Genomic DNA, 18261 nt, shown 5'->3' on the forward strand with positions numbered 1-18261 from the left:
ACTTTCCAGACATGAAGATGCGCATAGCGGACTGAAATATCACGTTAGGCGGCACCTCCAACGTTCTCTAGGGGTACTTTATATCCGACGCCGCGCACCGTTTGGATAACCTGTTCAGCACCAATATCCGTAAACTTCGCGCGAAGACGCTGCACGTGAACGTTTACCAAAGAATCGCTCACATCGCTATAGCCCCAGACAGTCTCTAACAGCTCTTGACGGCTCATGGCCTGCCCCGGACGGCGAACCAAAGCTGCAAGAAGGTCGAATTCCAAAGGTGTCATAGGCACTTCAACACCTTTATACTTGAGGGTTCGGCCATCCATATCCATGATGGTATCTCCCACCCGCACCACCAACTGGCGGCTCTCACGCGGGCGCAAACGAGCACGGATACGAGCCATAAGCTCAAGATGTTTGAAGGGCTTCGCGATGTAATCGTCAGCGCCAGCTTCCAGCCCTTTTACCACATCTTCAGTATCGCTTTTAGCAGTCAGCATGATGATAGGCACGTTAGATGACGAACGGATCTGCTCACAGACTTCGATACCGCTCTTCCCCGGAAGCATGAGGTCCAGCAATACCAAATCTGGTGAATGCCGCATAAACGTCTCAAAGGCGCGAGAGCCGTTTTCGCAAAAAACTGCGTTATATCCTTCCTGTGCCAGGACAATGCCGATCATTTCTGCAAGAGCGTCATCATCATCAACGACCAGGACGGTCGAGGTGGTGGTGGTCATGGCGTCTCTCCTCTATATTATTCGGTGATTATAGTAATTATCCTAAGCCCTCAGCCACCATTTCTGCGACTATTCGCGCATACTCTGTGGTTCTCGCCATCTGAAGTGTGGCCTCATGCGGGTTTATATGTGTAATATTTGCACGATGTGTTAGCCCAACCGAACGTATCTCGGCTCTCTGCAGTCCAACATCATTCCACAGTCTCCACAATCTCTGTGCTTGCTGCGGTATAGCATCCGATTCTACGATGGGCAGCCAAAGCCTTGCTCCGGATTCTAGTACGGCCGCCGCTATTTCCCAGCGATGCGGGTCGCTAAGAGGCTGTGCCTGAATCAGATTCTGGCTTGCCTCGTCCGGATCAAAAAGCAGTTCGGCAGGATTATCTGCCGTTGAAAACGTACGGGCTATAGCGCAAGCATCTGCCACAGAGCTGAGGTTCGACGTGCGATCATCAGGATACGTCAAAGGAACCTTGGTGAGGTTCAGCATAGGCGTTATGGTAAGTTCGGCAAAAGTATTGGCGCAGATACGGTAACTTTCGTAGATTTCGCTAACCGGTACCGCTGGGATAGTGCGAAAACCACTCACCGTAGGGATAGTACCCGAAATAAGGCGCCCAAGTTCCGGCTCGTCCAGTTGTACCGTAAGACGGGCTTCGGGCTGGTTGAGGGCTTGACGGATAAGAGAGATGCTCTCCCCTAGCCCTTCTAGAAAGGCATCCCGTATATCGCGTGCCGCCCCCACATCACTGATGGCACGCTCGCCATTAGGCGCATAGACCCGCGCAGCAAGGGTGTATGGTCCGCACAGCTGAATTTTGAAACTGGGCGCAGCGTCCTCAGACGCTGAAGCTCCAGAAGACTCACCGCCTACGACATCGGCGAGTGCGTTAATATCTGAGACATAACGGGATCGCGCACGCGCACTTTCGCGGGTACCGCCGCCTCTAGCGTGAACTAATCGCCATCCATAGGACGCGCCTTCAAGTTCCATTCCAGAGAGTGTGGCAATGGTGCGAGCAAGAGTAGTGCTCTGCCAGCCACACTCTGGAAGCTCCGGTAAGAATGGAAGATGCGGATGCCCCAACTCACCGCGCACACGATGCAGGGCATCTATTATCTGCGTGCCGGGGAATTCGCCTAGTCCGCTGGCTCGTACCGCAACAGTATCGCGCTCAGCAAGCTCGGTAGCGAACTCACGTTCGGGTGCACGATAATCACCCGGTAGCAGCAGGCGCTCGGGCACATACTGTTTTCGGGTGTTTTCGTCCGCAAATCTGGTAGAGAACGAGGTCATCAAATCTACGCTAGCATCTAATCCGTCTGACGGTCGAGAAAATCATCGTTTTGAGCCAGCTCGTCCTTATGCTCGTGCGCTATTTTTTCGTGGTGTCGAATAACCTCGGAAATAATGAAGTTCAAAAATTTCTCCGCAAATTCGGGATCGAGACTAGACTCTTTCGCCATAGCCCTCAGACGAGCTATCTGGGCTTCTTCTCTTCCTGGATCACCCGCAGGCAGGTTATGCTGTGCTTTAAGAACCCCAACGCGCTGGGTGGCTCGAAAACGCTCCGCAAGAATATGAACCAACGCGGCATCGAAATTATCAATAGAGCGCCGCATCGCGAAGAGTTCTTCGTAAACCTCGGCGGAAACTTCGTCTCCCATGGAGGTGGCACGCGGATCAAATTCTTGCTGGGTCATTATAGGTCCTTAGGGGTACGAGCATTACACGGCTGCGTTTTCACGAAGATCATCAAGGTCTTCACGAGCGAGTGAGTAAGCACGGGCTATAGTGGACTGTCCTAAAACTCGTGTGCCCTGATAAAGCACCATAGTTTGCCCGGGTGCTACACCAAAGAGCCCATCGTGCAGACGCACCACGGTCTCTACACGAAGTTTTCCGGGGGTTTCGGCATCGGTATCTTCTGCCCATTCAAGATGCGCGGTACCGCGTACCGGGTCTGCATGTGCACGCACTTGGGCGGTAACATCAAAGGTCTCGCTGCGCACGCCGAGTTTTGGCTCCTGCGCAAGAAAATGTTCTGCTTCCGGAACAGGAATTCCAGCCCAGGTGGCCCGAATTCCGCGGATTTCATCGATAGAAAGTAACTCACGAGAACCGACAATAACTTCATTCGTTTTTGGTCGGATTTCTAGAACAAAGCGGGGCTTCCCGTCAGGCGCCGGAGTTCCTAAGGCTAGTCCCTTACGTTGCCCAACTGTAAATCCTTGAGCACCAGGGTGTTCCCCCACCACATTGCCGGAGGTATCTTTAATCATGCCGGGACGCATTTGAATGTGCTCACCTAGCCAGGCACGGGTATCACCCTCGGGAATAAAGCAAATATCGTAAGAGTCCGGTTTCTTGGCAACCGAAAAACCACGCCGTTCGGCCTCCGCGCGAACCTCCGCCTTCGAAGGCGTGGTTGCTAGAGGAAACCAGGCGTGTTTGAGCTGTTCGTGGGTAAGGACGCCCAACACATAGGACTGATCTTTTGCCCAGTCGGCGGCTCGATGCAGTTCTCGGTTACCGTCGTCATTGGTGATAACGCGGGCGTAATGACCGGTGACTACCGCATCAAACCCCAGGGAGACGGCACGTTCCAAAAGCGCGGCAAATTTGATTTTCTCGTTACAGCGCATGCAGGGATTGGGGGTTCGTCCCGCTTCGTATTCGGCGATAAAATCATCGACCACATCTTCCTTGAAACGCTCCGAGAAGTCCCACACGAAGAAGGGTATGCCCAACTGGGCGCATACGCGGCGTGCATCCATAGAATCTTCAAGGGTGCAGCACCCACGAGAACCGGTGCGGAGCGTTCCGGGCATACGAGAAAGCGCCAAATGCACGCCAACCACCTCATGCCCCTCCTCAACGGCACGGGCGGCAGCAACAGCTGAATCGACACCGCCACTCATAGCAGCCAAAATCTTCACAGAGTTTCCTTATAAACGTTGGGTACGGTTTCGTGGTGAGAATAAATGTGAGGTTCTATTGTACGCTTCTTATTGCATGTGCGCAGGTTCGCCGCAATTATCCGCCGTACCAGCGTTGAGCGTCAGGCAGATGTGAGGAAAGACCCGCTTTTGCCGCCTGTGCATAGGCTTCGGGCAGGGCCGTGAGCAACCGAGCAATGTCTTCGCCGGTGCTGGAATGCCCAAGAGTAAATCGTTGCGCACTGCGGGCGGTGTCTTCGTCCAGCCCCATGGCGAGAAGCACATGGGATGGTCTTGTTACTCCCGCGTTACAGGCCGAACCGGTTGAGGTTTGAATCCCCTGCATGTCGAGCAGAAAGAGGATGGTGTCTCCTTCTGCGCCTTCAAAAGTAAAGTGAGCATTTGCAGGCAGCCTTTTTTCACCAGGAAAGGCCTCGGTTGTTGGGTCGATGCCGCTCAGGTGAGCTTGTGGAATAACCGCCTGTACCGCCGCTATTAGCTCATTGCGAAGTGCTGCAATACGGATGGATTCTTCTTCAAGATGCTCAATCACGTGCACGGCGGCCTCGGCAAATCCCGCGATCGCAGGGGCATCTATAGTGCCGGAACGCACGGAACGCTCTTGCCCGCCCCCGTGCAAAACCGGGGTGAGCTGCGCTGTTCGTGTGGCGATAAGCGCACCGATGCCCATGGGACCGCCAATTTTATGCCCGGAAATCGCCATCGTATCAACCCCACTGTTACGGAAATTAACGGGCACCGCGCCGAAAGCCTGCACCGCATCCGTATGCATGGGAATACCGTATTCAGAGGCTATGGCGGCAATATCTTGAATGGGCTGTACAGTGCCAACTTCATTATTTGCCCACATAACGGTAACTAACGCAACATCCGCAGGGTTCTGGGCGATCAGTTCCCGCACGCTTTCGGGATCTACCAGCCCTTGCGAATCCACTGGAATCCAGTCGATAACCGCGCCCTCGGCCTTCTGCAGCCATTCGCAGGTTTCTTCCACCGCATGATGCTCAATACTTGATACCAGGATGCGCCGCCGCGCCGGGTCTGTTTCCCTGCGTTTCCAGTACATCCCCTTAACCGCAAGGTTGTCTGCCTCTGTTCCTCCAGAAGTAAAAATAACCTCGGCGGCATCGCATCCTATGGCTCGGGCAATACGTTCGCGTGCATATTCAACGGTGGCACGGGCATCGCGTCCGGTAGCGTGCAGCGAGGAGGGGTTACCGCCCGCACGCATCTGCTGTACCATTGCGTCTATAGCAGCTGGCAGGACATCGGTAGTCGCTGCGTGATCTAGGTAGACCCGGTTCACTATTTCCTCCTCTGGCGTATTGCCCTTATTCTATCGTTGTTCCTCGAACTTTCGGGAGGAATTCGTCATAAATGCGCCGCAGGCTAAACCTGCGAAGAGTCACGTTCGGTGGAAACATGCGCGGTACACTGGGGTACGTGTTCAAGATTCTTTTCTATACCCCCGAAATTCCGGGGAATACGGGTAACGCCATTCGTCTGGCCGCAGTAACCGGCGCTGAACTTCACCTCGTCGAGCCTCTAGGATTCAATTTTGAAGATGCGCATCTGCGCCGTGCCGGGCTGGATTATCACGATCTTGCGGTCGTAACGGTTCATAAGACCCTGCAGGATGCTTGGAAAGCCATGATGCCTGCGCGTGTTTTCGCCTTTACCACCACGGCAGCAACCTCGTATGCGGATCTTGAATATCGTGATGGCGATGTGCTTATGTTTGGTCCGGAGTCCGTGGGCTTACCAGCCGATGTACAGCAGGATGAGCATATTACAGAACGCGTAAAAATCCCCATGATTCCTGGGCGCCGCTCTCTTAATCTAGCGAACTCCGCGTCCATCGCAATTTTTGAGGCATGGCGCCAACACGGATTCACGGGAGGAAAGATTTAGTTGTATGTGTGCCAACCGCCAGGTTCCCCTACTTTTTGAGGATATAGCCGCCGACCCGATGAACGCCGAGTACACGTCACGCGGGTGGGAGCCCGTATATTCGGCGAGCGCTCGATCACGCATTATTCTGGTGGGTCAGGCACCCGGGCGTATTGCACAAGAGACTCGTATTCCATGGAATGATGTGAGTGGTCGGTTACTTCGTACATGGTTGAGCGTAAGCGATGACGAGTTTTATAACCCAGAGCTGTTTGCCCTGATGCCGATGGATTTTTATTATCCGGGAAAAGGTAAGCACGGTGATTTACCACCGCGTAAGGATTTTGCGCCGCGTTGGCATCCGCGGCTGCGCGCCATGATGCCGCATGCACAATTAACCATTCTGGTAGGTGCCTATGCGCAAAAGTACTATCTCGATGGAGTTTCTGCTCCGCGGCTTCGCAGTAACCTTACGGAAACGGTGGCACACGCAGAGGATTATCTGCCGGGTTTTGTGCCTCTGGTGCACCCTTCTCCGCTCAATATTGGCTGGCGCAAGCGTAATCCCTGGTTTGAGGCCGAGAATATACCCGATCTGCGTGAGCGGGTACGTAAAATCTTGGGTGCATAGCCTAATCTTGTGAAAGCGTCCTGAAAACCTAGTCTAGGTTTCCAGGACGCTGACCTGTTAGAAACTAGGCGTTGCGGCGCCTCTTAATTTCTTCAACAGCCTGCGGGATGACAGTGAAAAGATCCCCAATGACGCCAAAGTCGGCAATCTCGAATATGGGCGCATCCGCATCCCTGTTGATGGCGACAATAGTCTTTGAAGTATCCATGCCGACCTTCTGCTGAAGAGCCCCCGAAATACCCACGGAAACGTATAGTTCGGGAGAAACGCTCTTGCCGGTTTGCCCAATCTGAGTAGAGTGATCCAGCCAGCCTGCGTCTGTGACGGCGCGGGTCGAACCGATCGCGGCGCCGAGCGCATCCGCCAGATCCTCAATGGGGGCTAACTTGCCGCCGATACCGCGGCCAGCCGCCACAACGGTAGCTGCTTCTTCAAGGTTGGGGCGAGCAGATGTAGGCTTCTCGGTTATTTCGGTGATACGCACCATATCGTACCCGGGCAGAGTATAGGTGGTGAGTACACCCTCCCCCACCGCAGTGGGTGCCGCCGCCGTATCTACCGAGTTGGGGCGTAGGGTTACCAACGGCAGACCTTCAACCCGCACGGTGCTGTCGTACTCGCCCGCCAAAACATTCTTACGAATATTGAGCGCATCATCCACGTCATGAGCGCCCGTCACAACGCCTACGGAACGAGATCCCGCCTCGGAATTCCCGAGGCGCACGGCCACGCGCCCCAGAAGCTCAATCGAGTCAATATCATGCGGGGCAAGAACCACATCAGGACCAAACTCAGTAATAGCCTGTACGGCGAGTTCCACGCGGGCAGCAGACAAAGTATCTGTCATGGATTGCGCTGGGGCAAAGACACGTGCCGCGCCCTGTTTAGCGTAAACCTGCGCAATATCGGCGGAGCCTTGGGCGAATGTCAATACTCCCAACTGTGTTCCGCCCTGTCCAATACCGGCGCGCAGTCGTGCCAACGCTAAAAGTTCTCGGTCCACACCGCTGGGTTCGGTCGCAAAATTCGTTGTGCTGCCTATAACCAGCACACGGTATGCAGTCGTCATCGTTATCTCCTGTACTGGTTAAATGAGGTTTCGGGATGCCAAGAATTCGACCAGCTGTATGCCGCCGTCGCCTTCATCCACGATGGTTTCACCTGCGGTGCGTTCTTCCCGCGCCTGCGCTTCGGTCACGGTAACGGTCGATGCGCTGCCGCCGAACTTAGCAAGCTCATCCGCAATATCCGCTGCGTTCACGGTCGTAATAGGCTTCTTTTTTGCTGCCATAAGCGCCTTAAAGTTGGGGTATCGCGGAGTGTTCACCTGGTCGGTCACCGAAATTAAAGCTGGCAATTCAGTTTCACAATGCTGCGAGCGAGTATCCAGATCCCGGCGTGCCCTAACAGTTCGGCCCGCAACGGTCAGCGATGCCACCTGAGAGATTCCGGTGCGCCCCAAAAGTTCGCTCACCTGAACGGGCACCAACGAAGTCTCACCTTCGGTTGATGCCATACCCGTCAGAATCAGGTCGAAGGTGCCGTGTTCCTGCTCATAGGTGGAGAGTGCAGCGGCTATGATGCGTGAGGTCGCCAGAGCATCAGCCCCTGCGAAAGCATCGTCGAGAATGTGTACGCCTGCGTGTGCACCCAGCTGCAGCGCACGGCGCAGCCCCTTAGAGGCATCCGCTGCGCCTAACGTAAAAGCGATAACTGCAGAATTCGCTGCATCGGTATCTTCCGCTTCGACGATCTGCATGGCGGCTTCTACAGCGTATTCGTCAAGCTCACTCATCACTGATTCGCTGCGGTCTACCCGCAAAGTATCGTCAAGTTTTTGTTCAAATTGGGTGTCTGGCACGTACTTGGTAAGTACGGCGATGCGATATGCGTTTTCGCTCACGCTCATCCTCCTGCGCCTCATGTGTGTGCGGCGCGTTTGTGGGGTTTAGTTAGGTTTGGCTATATTCTACCTTGCCGTGAAATCTTCAGTCAGGAAAACCCGGATATGAGAGCGGTATATTCCTGAACACAGCAGGCAAAGGAGAGGCGGCGTTTCTTCATGTGAAACGCCGCCTCGGGCAGTTTTATAGCTCTGTTAATGCTGATTATCGGCGTCGCCGAGCGTCACCTTGATGTTCTTTGTCTCTGACCCCCGTTTAATCTTCATATCCACTGTGGCACCTGCTGCTTGTGCACGCACCACGCCGTTGAGGGTCTTACTCTGTTCGATGCGGTGGCCATCCGCCTCGACGATAACATCTCCCTTCTGCAGACCAGCCTTTTCTGCAGGGCTTCCGCTAGAGATATTGGTGACCCGCACACCATCCGGGAAGAACCGAGATTCTCCCTCGTTGGTCTGCCCAGGGGCGCTTTCAATATTCGCGCCTAGGTACCCATGGGTTGCTTTGCCTTTGCTAATAATTTCGTCAGAAATACGCTTAGCGTAGTTCGAGGGAATGGCGTACGCGATGCCCTCATTGCCGCCGCCTTCAGACTCGATCTGAGAGTTGATGCCCACGAGCGCCCCGCTAGAGTTCACCAAAGGACCGCCCGAGTTACCATGGTTCACCGGCGCATCGGTCTGAATCATGGGAATATATACGCCGTCTTTTTCTGCTTCTGCAGCACGGTCGGTGTTAGAGATAACACCCGCAGTCACGGTATCCTGCAGATTATGTGGCGAGCCAAGCGCCACCACGGTTTCACCAGGAACGACCTTCGAGGAGTCGCCAAAGGTAATGGGTTTAAGGTCTAGCCCACTGGGGTCAATCTTAATGACCGCAAGATCCGAGGTTACATCGGTACCCACGATCTTTGCCACGCGAATACTTCCGTCATGCAAACGCACTTCGACTCTAGAGGACTGCTGGGTACCGTTTGTAGAGACTACGTGATTATTGGTGAGAATATGTCCCTGGTTATCGAGAACTTCACCTGTACCAACGCCGTTACCGTCGGTCAGCTTTGATCCTACAGTGACGGTCGAAGGAAGCACCTTCTTAGCTGTATCGGTTACGACTGTGGGATTTGTTGCACTGCCTCCAGCATTTCTACCGGTGACAGATGAACTATTGCTGCTTGTAGATGCGGCAATACCGCCTCCAACACCAGCACCTACGCCGCCGCCCACAAGGGCTGCAAGCAAAGCCGCGGTAAGCACAACACCGGTTCCATATTTCTTCTTGGGCTCTTGCTGAGGGTTCTGCCCCTGCCCGGAGTACTGGTTCTGATATCCATTCTGGGAGCTCTGTTGATACCCGGAAGTTTGATAATTTTGCTGGTAACCCTGCTGTTGATAACCCGTACTCTGGTAGTCCTGTTGAGCATAGGATCCGGGTGCAGACTGCTGCATTGGACGGGTTGCATCGTTATAACCGTTAGCGCCAGAATCTTGGTTCCAGCCACCAGGGTATTGGGTCATTGTGGTCTCTCCTTGAGGGGCTCTCAATAAATCTTAGGTGATATCTGAATAACCATATTGGCGACAGCGCCAACAGGCACGCGTCTTTTTCTACTGTAAACGCAGTTCTTGTTTTATACCTCCGTTTTCTCTGAGGTTGCACCCGGAATTTCCTGGGAGTTTGCTGAGAACCCTCAAATTCCGAGGTAACTCCACAAAAATATTTCAAGAGGTACAGCCTTCCAGAGTCAATTTCACAGCCTACGCTTAAAGACGGGCTCTAAGGTTTAACGAGATCGCTTCAAGAAAGGAACAGACATGCTGACAGCACTCATTATTAGTACCATGCTGGCCGTTATTCTTGGCTTTGGTACCGGCCTGGTAGCCTGCTGTGCAGGTATAGTGCATCGTCGTTTGGCGCGTGCTCAGTCTTGTTCTTCTGCGCTTGAGCAGCAGCTTAGCTCGGCGACCAGCTTATAAAAATCACGAAGATCTTAGTATTACACGCACCAACGACGAAAGCTCGTAATACAAGCTAAGAGGTGCCGTCTACTAAGTAGGGTAACGGTCACCTTTTCTTAAGCTTCGTAGAGTCTCTAACAACTCGTGGTGCAGCTGAGTCATATCGCAAGGTGATATTTCTTCAGAAAAATTCCCTTAAGCCGCTCTAAAACAGGGTATGTTTATTGGTATGACTATTCATCGCCGAAACACTGTCTCCCAAAATTTTTATGGTGCCACATCTAGACCCCATTCGTCTCAAAGATCTCTGACCCGTATTATGGTCACCCTCATGCTGTCTTTCATCTGCGCGTTGACCGGTATCGGCGCTAGTTTCATTGCTTACCCGACGGCGGCCCACGCTCAAGCACCTTTCGAGGTCACGCTAAATCCGCAAACCCCTATTATTGACCGGGACGGAACTCTTAATGCCTTATCGGATGGACTTGAAGACGAGCTCACCGAAGGTTTGAGTACCAGTAATGCCCTTCACTCGGTAGAAGCCTATATGGTGTTGGTCTCTGGGACCAATGGCAAACCGCTCAAGGAGTGGGGTCAAGAATTCCTGAGTCTCAACCATGCTCGCCCACGTACAGTAATTTTGCTTATCGATACGTCTAAGAACCAAGGCACTATTATCAGCAATGACCAGAGTTTTATGAGCGATGCATGGGCACACGCCCTGTACGTTAAAGACAATTCGAGCTCCCAAAACAGCAGTATCAAGCGTGTTATCGCGGATCATGGTCTTTACGGTACCGCCGGACGCATGTTCACTGATATCTTTATCGGGGACCATGACTACTCCGCGAGCAATGACGGAAATATCCCTCAGGGACTAAGCGATATTTCCGAAGCCGATGGCTGGTTCGAAAATTTTCTTGTTGCCGCAGGCGTGTTGGTTTTTATCCTGTTTATTCTGCTTGGAATTCCTGTCCTCATCATCCGCGTCGTACGTAAAAACCGTCGAAAAACGGCAGAATTACAAAAATGGCAGAACGACCTGCCGCTCCGCGATCCTTCGCAGGTACAAGTTCCCCAGCAGTATCAAATGCCGAATCGTCCCGGGCACCATATGGTGACGGATACGGAATATATGAAGAACCGCGGCTACGATCTGAATTAGCCAATATTATTCATCCAATGAGTACCGCATCGTGAACAAAAGCGGTACTCCTGGAGTAAACAGTCGACGATCGTATCCTGAGAATTAGTCCGGAATTTCTTCAGATGTGTACGCTCTGTGATGACTACAGCTCATGACAGGGAGGTGACCGGTAAGATGGAAGTACGTGTGGGTTTATTCCTCCCACGCCGTGGATAATCACCGCGCGGCATATGCGAAAGAATGGGAGTCTTCCTTTGAGTAATATCACGAATGCTGACCGTCCGTTTGGTTCTCGGCGCATCCGACGTGCCCTCAGCGTAGGTGCTTTAGCTTTTGGCACCACTATGCTTTCAGTCGCGCTACCGGCGGCGGGCTCTTCGTTCTTGACACCCGGTATCAGTACCGCGCAAGCCCAAACTCCCATGACTATCACAGGTAGAGTACAAGACACGACCAATGTCTTGGGCGATACCTCAGAACTTAACTCTAAAATCAGCGAACTCTCTAAAAACCACAATATTGATCTGCATGTGCTGACTATTGATAAGTTTGAGAGCCCTGAAGAGGCTAAAGCGTGGACTGAAGAGACAGCGAAAAAGAACAGCTACGGTAATGCGGATGCCATTCTTGTCATAGCGACAGAAAGCCGCCGTGCTTACTTCGCTGCTGGAAGTAATAAGGCGCTCAGTTCTGATCAGCAGTCGGAGGTGTACCAAAAATACATCAAGCCAAAACTGCAAAGCGGGGATTACAAAGGTGCAGCTCTTGAGGCGGTCAACGGTATTAACGCCCAAAAAGGGGGCATTAGCCCCGCTGTCGCTATAGGCGGCGGCGCCATAGGCGTAGCGGGTGTAGCGGGCGCTGGGTACTACATTATGAAACGCCGTCGCTCCAAAAACGAGCCGGGAAGTACGCCTGCATACTCAACATCTAAAGTACCTGAAGTTTCGTTGGAGGAGCTGCGCACCAGTGCCGGTGCCGCACTTGTTCAGGCAGATAACTCTGTGGTGCAGTCGAAGCAGGAACTTGAATTTGCCCGCGCCCAATACGGTAATGAACACGTCAAGCCTTTTGAAGAGGAACTAACGCGCGCCCAAGAGCTCATGCAGGCATCATTCCACCGCCAGAAACTTCTCAACGATGATGTTCCGGATACTGTTGCGGAACAGCGCGCTTGGTTGAGTGAAATTATCGATAATTCTCAGAAGATTTCGGATATTTCCCGTGATCAAGCACAGAAGCTCTCTGAAATGCGCAATCTGGAACACGAAGCTCCACAGGCTATTGCTAAGCTCCAGGGGCGTATACCGGAACTTCAGCAGATAGTCGAAACCGCGCAGCATACATACGCGCGACTCAAGGACCAGTACTTGCCGAGTGCGTTAGAACCGATCAATAAATCTGCAGCTCTGTTGGAATCACACCAAAGCCTGGTGGTTCAGGAACTTCAGGAGGCATCTCGTTTGGTGGATGTTTCCCGGTCCGAAGCTGTTGTACACCTGCGCAACGCCGAAGAATCTGCGGCTCAGATTACCTCGCTGGCAGAAGCAGTCAGCAATCACGCCTCAGCTTTGGAATCTGCGCAGTCCAGCCTTAGCACCGACATTTTGAGTATTCAACGTGACGTGGCTGAGGCTAAGAGCCTCGCGGAGTCTCAGAACCGTGCCGAACTCGCCGCGACGGCAGCCGGTATGGAGGCTATTCTTGGGCAGGTTTCACAACAGGCACAAGAACGTCCGAATGATCCTATTGCCCTCACGGAACAACTGCATCAGCTCACAAGCGAGCTGAATCGTTCCATGTCATCGCTTCGCGCCGACCGTGAGCGTGAGCAGGCGGCTAAAGAAAGTCTGTCTCGTACCTTACGTTCTGCAGAGGCTCAGGTACGCAGTGCATCGGACTTCATTAACAACCGTCGACGCGGTGTCGGATCACAGGCTCGTACCTACCTATCGGAGGCGCAAACTGCCCTGAGCGATGCACACCGTTTGCGGGAGTCCGACCCGGTAAATTCGCTCAACAGGGCATATGAAGCTATTTCTTTGGCGAGCGATGCGCAGAACTCCGCAAATCAAGACGTCAACAACTACTGGGATGATAACCGTTATGGTCAAAGCTACGGCGGCGATTCCCTAGCGCAAGGCATGCTCTTAGGTGCTATTTTTAGCGCGATGGGCTCACACTCTGCTTCAGCATCCACCGGTCATCACTGGGGCGGCGGTGACTCCGGTGGAGGCTGGGACTTCGGAGGCGGTGGCGGCGACTTCGGCGGTGGAGACGGCGGCAGCTTCTAACCTACAAGAACATAGGTGTGTCAGAAACGTGTTAGGGTTCTCGTTAACCTCATGTTCTTGTACTCGTCACCTTATAGGCGATATTTTCCCAGTAATTTTTCAGGCTGACCCACGATAATAAGAAAAGTTGCGGCACTGTACGGGCGAATAAGCTCCTTCCCGGTGCCGCGTGAAAGAAAAGGATATAACATGGTAAAACAGTCCATTTTCGGTCGTATCGCACAGCTAGCAAAGGCTAATATTAACGCCCTCATTGATGCGGCAGAAGACCCGCAGAAAATGTTAGATCAGATGGTTCGTGACTATACAAATAACATTGTAGAAGCAGAAGCAGCTGTGGCTCAGACTATTGGTAACCTGCGTCTTCTGGAGCAGGATCATGCCGAAGACCTGCGCGACGCCGATGAGTGGGGTTCTAAGGCTCTGGCTGCCTCCAATAAAGCCGATGAGTTCCGTGCTGCAGGCGACACCGCTAACGCGGATAAGTTCGATAATCTCGCAAAGATTGCTCTGGGCAAGCAGATGCAGGCTGAACGTGAGGCAAAGGCCGCAGAACCGCAGATCGCATCGCAGACCCAGGTGGTGGAGCAGCTCAAAGACGGTCTCACCAAGATGCGTGCAAAGCTGGATGAGCTTAAGTCCAAACGCGATGAGCTTAACGCCCGCCAGAAGACCGCTGCCGCTCAGTCTCAGGTAAATGATGCGCTCAAGGCATTCGATGTTATGGATCCCACGAGCGAGGTCTCGCGCTTTGAAGAGAAGGTTCGCCGCGAAGAGGCTCGCGTGCAGGGTCAGCAGGAACTTGCAGCTTCCTCCCTGGACGCTCAGTTCAATGACCTTGAAGAGCTTGGTCGTCAGTCTGAACTTGACGCGCGTCTTGCGGCTCTCAAGAACAAGAACGCATAGTCTTAGCCTGATCGGCTGTTAGATTACGCAGATGCTCCCCAGCCTTAGGTTGGGGAGCATCTGCGTTTTATGTTCTATGCTGAAAACCTGACTCTAGAGCTTAGAGACACGGTACAGGAACGCCGCCATAGCTTCACGTGAGGTAGCTTCGCCAGGTCGAAAAGTGCTGTCAGGCCAACCAGTAGTAATACCCTGATCTGCCATCCATGAGATTTCCTTATAGAACATAGTAGAGGGGTTTACATCAGCAAACTGCTGTGCACCCGGTGCATACGCGGGAGAACCGTTGAAACGGTAGAAAAACGCCGCCAGTGCCTCACGGCTGATAGCATCATGTGGACGGAAGGTACCGTCAGACCATCCGGTCGTAATTCCCTGCTGTTTAAGCCACACGATTTCCTTATATGCCGGGTGGTTCGGCGTAACATCTGGGAAAGGAGAAGTCGCGGGAAGGTCCACGGCAGGGCTACCCGCAAGACGGTAGAGATATGTTGCCACCTGGGCGCGATTCACAGCGCTGTACGGACGGAAAGTGCGATCGGCAAAACCGGTCATAATACGGCGATCCGAGTTCCAACTAATCTCTGTGTAGAACGGATTCGTGGTCGGAAGGTCGCTGTACCCCGCACCAAAACGGTGACCGCCTGCATCTAGGGATTGTGCCATGATCAGCGGCAGGTCATAATCTTGGTGGCTAAAACCTGGGATCAGTTTCATCTGGGTATTGGTAAAGCCGCTGTTGCGGTACGCAGTGTAGCCCTGTTCAACAGCACTTCGGGCGCTCCACGTTGGAGGGTTCGTTGTACCAGAAGTATCGGCGGCGCCGACCCACCAGTACATAGGCTGGTTCTTAATGTTCTGCGGCGCCTCGGTCTGCATGCGCTCATAACCGCCGCCCGCAACGAGGATAGAACCGCCGCCAGAGCGCCATGTGCCCTGACGATCCGCATTCAGTTCATAGGTGATGAACTCGGCGCCTCCGGAATAACCCATCGTCCACACCTGTGAGGGGTCGATGCCGTTACTCGAAATAAATTGCTGCGCAAAGGAGCGGAAATAGTCGCCGTTGGCGTCAAGGTTTTCCCACCAGGTAATGCCGTTGCCGGATGCATTTTTATCTGGAGACACGACGGGTACAAAAACCATGTTGCGGGCATTTGCGATACGGCCCATAGCGGGGAGCATGCCCTGCTCGGGGCTGTGAATCTTAGACTGGTCGTTACGCCAATAGTCGCCGTCAATGTAGAAGACTACGCCCACGGGTTTTGACCAGTCAATACCGTTTGCATACACGTGGTACTGAGAGTTAAGGCCGTTCGGCGCGGTGTAGCTGCGGTATGTGCCGGATGCGACGGTTGCATGGGCGGGTGCAGTAAGGGTAGCGCCCACAATAGCGGGTACGGTAAGTGCGGCCAGGGTTCCGGCACGCATCTTTCTGATGCGGGTCATAGTAAGTCCTCGGTTCTCGATTTTCTTGTCGCTATGTGCTGAATAATGTGCGCTGAATTCAGCCGCTATGTTTGTGTTGTGAGTGATAGACTCCGGTAGGGCTAATTTCGCCTACGGAGCAGTGATAATCTGCTGGGACTTGAGATTAGTGCCCTCAGATTTGGGAGCTTTACGAAGTCTGCAATAGCGGAGTAAAGCATTCAATAGAGTTAAATTACCAGTTAAATAATATTAAATAAAAACATAGGTTAAATTTTCGGTATGGTATGCCGATCAAGAGGTTCTTAAGAATTGACGTTTGGCAAGAACATACATGAGAGACAATGTGCACCTACCGCCACAGCAGAATCGCACCATATCGCGGTTTGTAGCTTTTTCTAATTCTCAATAGATTTTTAAAGTAAAGATGTCCTGCTTCTATTCTTATACCATTGCGATAATAGTCACATGGTTATAGAGAATCTACCTCTGGGACGCCCTGAAGGGTTCGCCCAGAAGCTCACGGAAAAATATTTATTCTTTCGTGAACCCCTGAGTTTTACATGTTGGGCCAGGTCGGGTGCAACCGACCCTCACTATCCCCCACCCCCACATCATCCAAATGCCACCGCTGACCCGTATACACATCCACCTTACGCAACTGCGGATTCGGATTCCCCACATCAGGCTCCTTCGCATGCCCCGGACACCCCAGTGCTCCCGGGTCCTCAGTACAGGTCTTGCCCACCGAGTGCACCTCAGACTCCCACACCCGCACCAGCACCGGCTCACTAATACGGATGATCTCGGTCCCGAAAAACTGCCACGAACCACCATCAATACTGTACTGACCCGCATACCTCACCGTAACGTAGGCATGAAAATTCCCCACCATCGGATACACATAACTCGTCGACGTCTCAAGCGAGGATTGACCAGAATACTGTGAAGACACCGGGCTACCAGCACTATGTGTTTTTAGGTCGTGCCCGTCTCCATACTCATACCGATACGCCACCGGCACCGCCCGAATCCTGGTATGCCCAATCGGCAAGTCCCCTTCAAAAATATTAGAACTTCCTTCTAGAGTGGTGTAGAAATTCGTTTCCTCACCCTTACTCGTATGTGGTGGATGCGCACTATCCAAAGTCAGGTGTGGGTGCGCCGGGATCAACTCCAGCAAATGGGTGCGCATCTCGGTGATAATCCGCTCGTACTCGCTTTGGGCTTGCTGTGCTGCTTCCGGGTCGTTCAGGGTGCATTTGTTTCCATAGAGCTCATTGATCATGTCCGGGATAGCACGCCCGGTCTTTGGGGCTTTTTCAAACGTGCCAGCCTGACCATCACGACTGAGGCAGTACGAGCCGTCATTAGCGACATCAAACCCGAACGACTTATCAGTACCATTCTTATCCTGGGTAAACCCAAACTCACCATGATGATGCTCCACATACCACCTCCTATAAGCCTCTTGCCGTGCCCGTATTTCGTCCAGTGTTTCTGGTGAGCTCTCTATATTGGGAGAGCTTTGATTTTGAGAGTTATCGGGATCTTTCCTCTCAGATTGACGCAGCTGAGTCTCTGTTTGCTGCATACATTGAAAACTGTCAGAGGTATTCACGCATGATATAGAAAGAGCACTGGGAACATAATATAGCGGCGAAAGTATCAGGCAGGCAGAAAGTCCACCAGAAAAGTACTTCTTCATTCTCATAATTACTTATTTCCCTGCACATTTAGAAAACGAGTGCCATCGATAAACCAGCGATTCCCATCATGGTGAAGGGTCATCATGTACCAGTTATTCTCATAGTCATCGTTATATACCTTGTTGACTCTTCCATCAGCCGCTATATAGATCCGATAAGGCCAGAGCAGAAGATATTTCCATTCGTATTTTCCATTGCCCTGGTTAATAGGTTCGCCATGAAACTCATACTGATGAAGATCACCACCTACAATCCACCCTCCATCTTTATAGAACCTCGAAGTATTTTGATAGAGCTCTAGCTCATCAGTGTACTGTTTATCTACAAACTTCATGGCATCTTTGAAGTCCCCGGTCTGAAGCCCATAGTTACGCCATTCCGTCCACGCTTGCACCGTCTTACGCATCCCCTCTAAGGAAGCATTCGTATACCCCTCCTCCGTCTTGGGCTTCGGAACATTCTGCGCAGGACCATACACATCAGCGGCACGAAATTCTCCATCTGGTGCTTTCGAGTTCCCCGAATAATGCTGTGGCGCACTCGACGACGGCGAAGGGCTCTCGCTTGAAGAAACAGAAGCAGAACTGGAAGCACCAGCACCTTCCGCACTAGAAGAACTCGAACTCTCAACAGACGCTCCAGCAGGCTTCGAGTCCTCCCCACAGGCAGACAACAGCACAGCAAACCCAG

The 18261-nt window shown here is 52.7% G+C and carries 17 protein-coding genes; 6 read left to right on the plus strand and 11 right to left on the minus strand.

Translation table 11 applies throughout. The features are described 5' to 3' along the window. Nucleotides 1-44: 44 nt before the first annotated feature. The 5 genes from mtrA to HMPREF2756_RS10485 all read right to left on the minus strand — a co-directional run bounded on the left by mtrA (nt 45) and on the right by HMPREF2756_RS10485 (nt 5007). Nucleotides 45-740, minus strand: coding sequence for an MtrAB system response regulator MtrA (gene mtrA / locus HMPREF2756_RS10465; RefSeq protein ID WP_013397424.1), 696 nt, complete (start codon nt 738-740; stop codon nt 45-47). 37 nt (nt 741-777) lie between these two features. Next, complete coding sequence (locus HMPREF2756_RS10470; protein WP_070620926.1) at nt 778-2037, minus strand: uroporphyrinogen decarboxylase/cobalamine-independent methonine synthase family protein; 1260 nt, start codon at nt 2035-2037, stop codon at nt 778-780. Nucleotides 2038-2054: 17 nt separating this feature from the next. Continuing rightward, on the minus strand, nt 2055-2444 hold the full coding sequence (locus HMPREF2756_RS10475) for a chorismate mutase (RefSeq protein WP_070620928.1): 390 nt from the start codon (nt 2442-2444) through the stop codon (nt 2055-2057). Between the two features lie 24 nt (nt 2445-2468). Then, nucleotides 2469-3680, minus strand: a complete 1212-nt coding sequence (mnmA, locus tag HMPREF2756_RS10480; RefSeq protein WP_070620929.1) for a tRNA 2-thiouridine(34) synthase MnmA — start codon at nt 3678-3680, stop codon at nt 2469-2471. A gap of 97 nt (nt 3681-3777) precedes the next feature. Further along, nucleotides 3778-5007, minus strand: a complete 1230-nt coding sequence (locus tag HMPREF2756_RS10485; protein WP_070620933.1) for a cysteine desulfurase family protein — start codon at nt 5005-5007, stop codon at nt 3778-3780. Nucleotides 5008-5144: 137 nt separating this feature from the next. Here HMPREF2756_RS10485 and HMPREF2756_RS10490 point away from each other — a divergent pair, with 137 nt between their 5' ends. Together HMPREF2756_RS10490 and HMPREF2756_RS10495 are read left to right on the plus strand one after the other, a co-directional pair. Beyond that, entirely contained in the window at nt 5145-5612 is a 468-nt protein-coding gene (locus HMPREF2756_RS10490) for a tRNA (cytidine(34)-2'-O)-methyltransferase (RefSeq protein ID WP_004005052.1), read from the plus strand. Between the two features lie 4 nt (nt 5613-5616). Continuing rightward, nucleotides 5617-6222, plus strand: coding sequence for a uracil-DNA glycosylase family protein (locus HMPREF2756_RS10495; protein WP_013397430.1), 606 nt, complete (start codon nt 5617-5619; stop codon nt 6220-6222). Between the two features lie 64 nt (nt 6223-6286). On the opposite strand, the gene HMPREF2756_RS10500 is transcribed toward HMPREF2756_RS10495, so the two are convergent. The 3 genes from HMPREF2756_RS10500 to HMPREF2756_RS10510 all read right to left on the minus strand — a co-directional run bounded on the left by HMPREF2756_RS10500 (nt 6287) and on the right by HMPREF2756_RS10510 (nt 9646). Further along, nucleotides 6287-7291: an electron transfer flavoprotein subunit alpha/FixB family protein gene (locus HMPREF2756_RS10500; RefSeq protein ID WP_070620935.1), complete on the minus strand. Its 1005-nt coding sequence runs from the start codon at nt 7289-7291 to the stop codon at nt 6287-6289. A gap of 18 nt (nt 7292-7309) precedes the next feature. Then, a complete protein-coding gene (locus tag HMPREF2756_RS10505; protein WP_037231059.1) occupies nt 7310-8131 on the minus strand; it encodes an electron transfer flavoprotein subunit beta/FixA family protein in 822 nt (273 codons plus the stop codon). Between the two features lie 189 nt (nt 8132-8320). Then, on the minus strand, nt 8321-9646 hold the full coding sequence (locus HMPREF2756_RS10510) for a S1C family serine protease (protein WP_070620937.1): 1326 nt from the start codon (nt 9644-9646) through the stop codon (nt 8321-8323). Nucleotides 9647-9943: 297 nt separating this feature from the next. On the opposite strand from HMPREF2756_RS10510, the gene HMPREF2756_RS11290 reads away from it, so the two are divergent. The 4 genes from HMPREF2756_RS11290 (at nt 9944) to HMPREF2756_RS10525 (ending at nt 14434) form a co-directional block, all read left to right on the plus strand. Then, nucleotides 9944-10105, plus strand: coding sequence for a hypothetical protein (locus HMPREF2756_RS11290; RefSeq protein WP_168163757.1), 162 nt, complete (start codon nt 9944-9946; stop codon nt 10103-10105). A gap of 301 nt (nt 10106-10406) precedes the next feature. Beyond that, a complete protein-coding gene (locus tag HMPREF2756_RS10515) occupies nt 10407-11252 on the plus strand; it encodes a hypothetical protein (RefSeq protein WP_013397434.1) in 846 nt (281 codons plus the stop codon). A 236-nt stretch (nt 11253-11488) separates the two neighbouring features. Then, a complete protein-coding gene (locus tag HMPREF2756_RS10520) occupies nt 11489-13528 on the plus strand; it encodes a TPM domain-containing protein (protein ID WP_070620939.1) in 2040 nt (679 codons plus the stop codon). Nucleotides 13529-13717: 189 nt separating this feature from the next. Further along, a complete protein-coding gene (locus HMPREF2756_RS10525; RefSeq protein WP_013397437.1) occupies nt 13718-14434 on the plus strand; it encodes a PspA/IM30 family protein in 717 nt (238 codons plus the stop codon). Nucleotides 14435-14527: 93 nt separating this feature from the next. On the opposite strand, the gene HMPREF2756_RS10530 is transcribed toward HMPREF2756_RS10525, so the two are convergent. From HMPREF2756_RS10530 to HMPREF2756_RS10540, 3 genes are all read right to left on the minus strand, one after another. Continuing rightward, nucleotides 14528-15883 carry an S-layer homology domain-containing protein gene (locus HMPREF2756_RS10530; protein ID WP_070620941.1) on the minus strand — a complete coding sequence of 452 codons (1356 nt, stop codon included), beginning with the start codon at nt 15881-15883 and terminating at the stop codon, nt 14528-14530. A 538-nt stretch (nt 15884-16421) separates the two neighbouring features. Next, nucleotides 16422-17312, minus strand: a complete 891-nt coding sequence (locus HMPREF2756_RS10535) for an early set domain-containing protein (protein ID WP_070620943.1) — start codon at nt 17310-17312, stop codon at nt 16422-16424. Between the two features lie 266 nt (nt 17313-17578). After that, a partial coding sequence (locus tag HMPREF2756_RS10540; protein ID WP_083301722.1) for a DUF6318 family protein occupies nt 17579-18261 on the minus strand: 683 nt, incomplete at its 5' end.

Source organism: Rothia sp. HMSC067H10, from assembly GCF_001810635.1.
Lineage (GTDB): Bacteria > Actinomycetota > Actinomycetes > Actinomycetales > Micrococcaceae > Rothia > Rothia dentocariosa.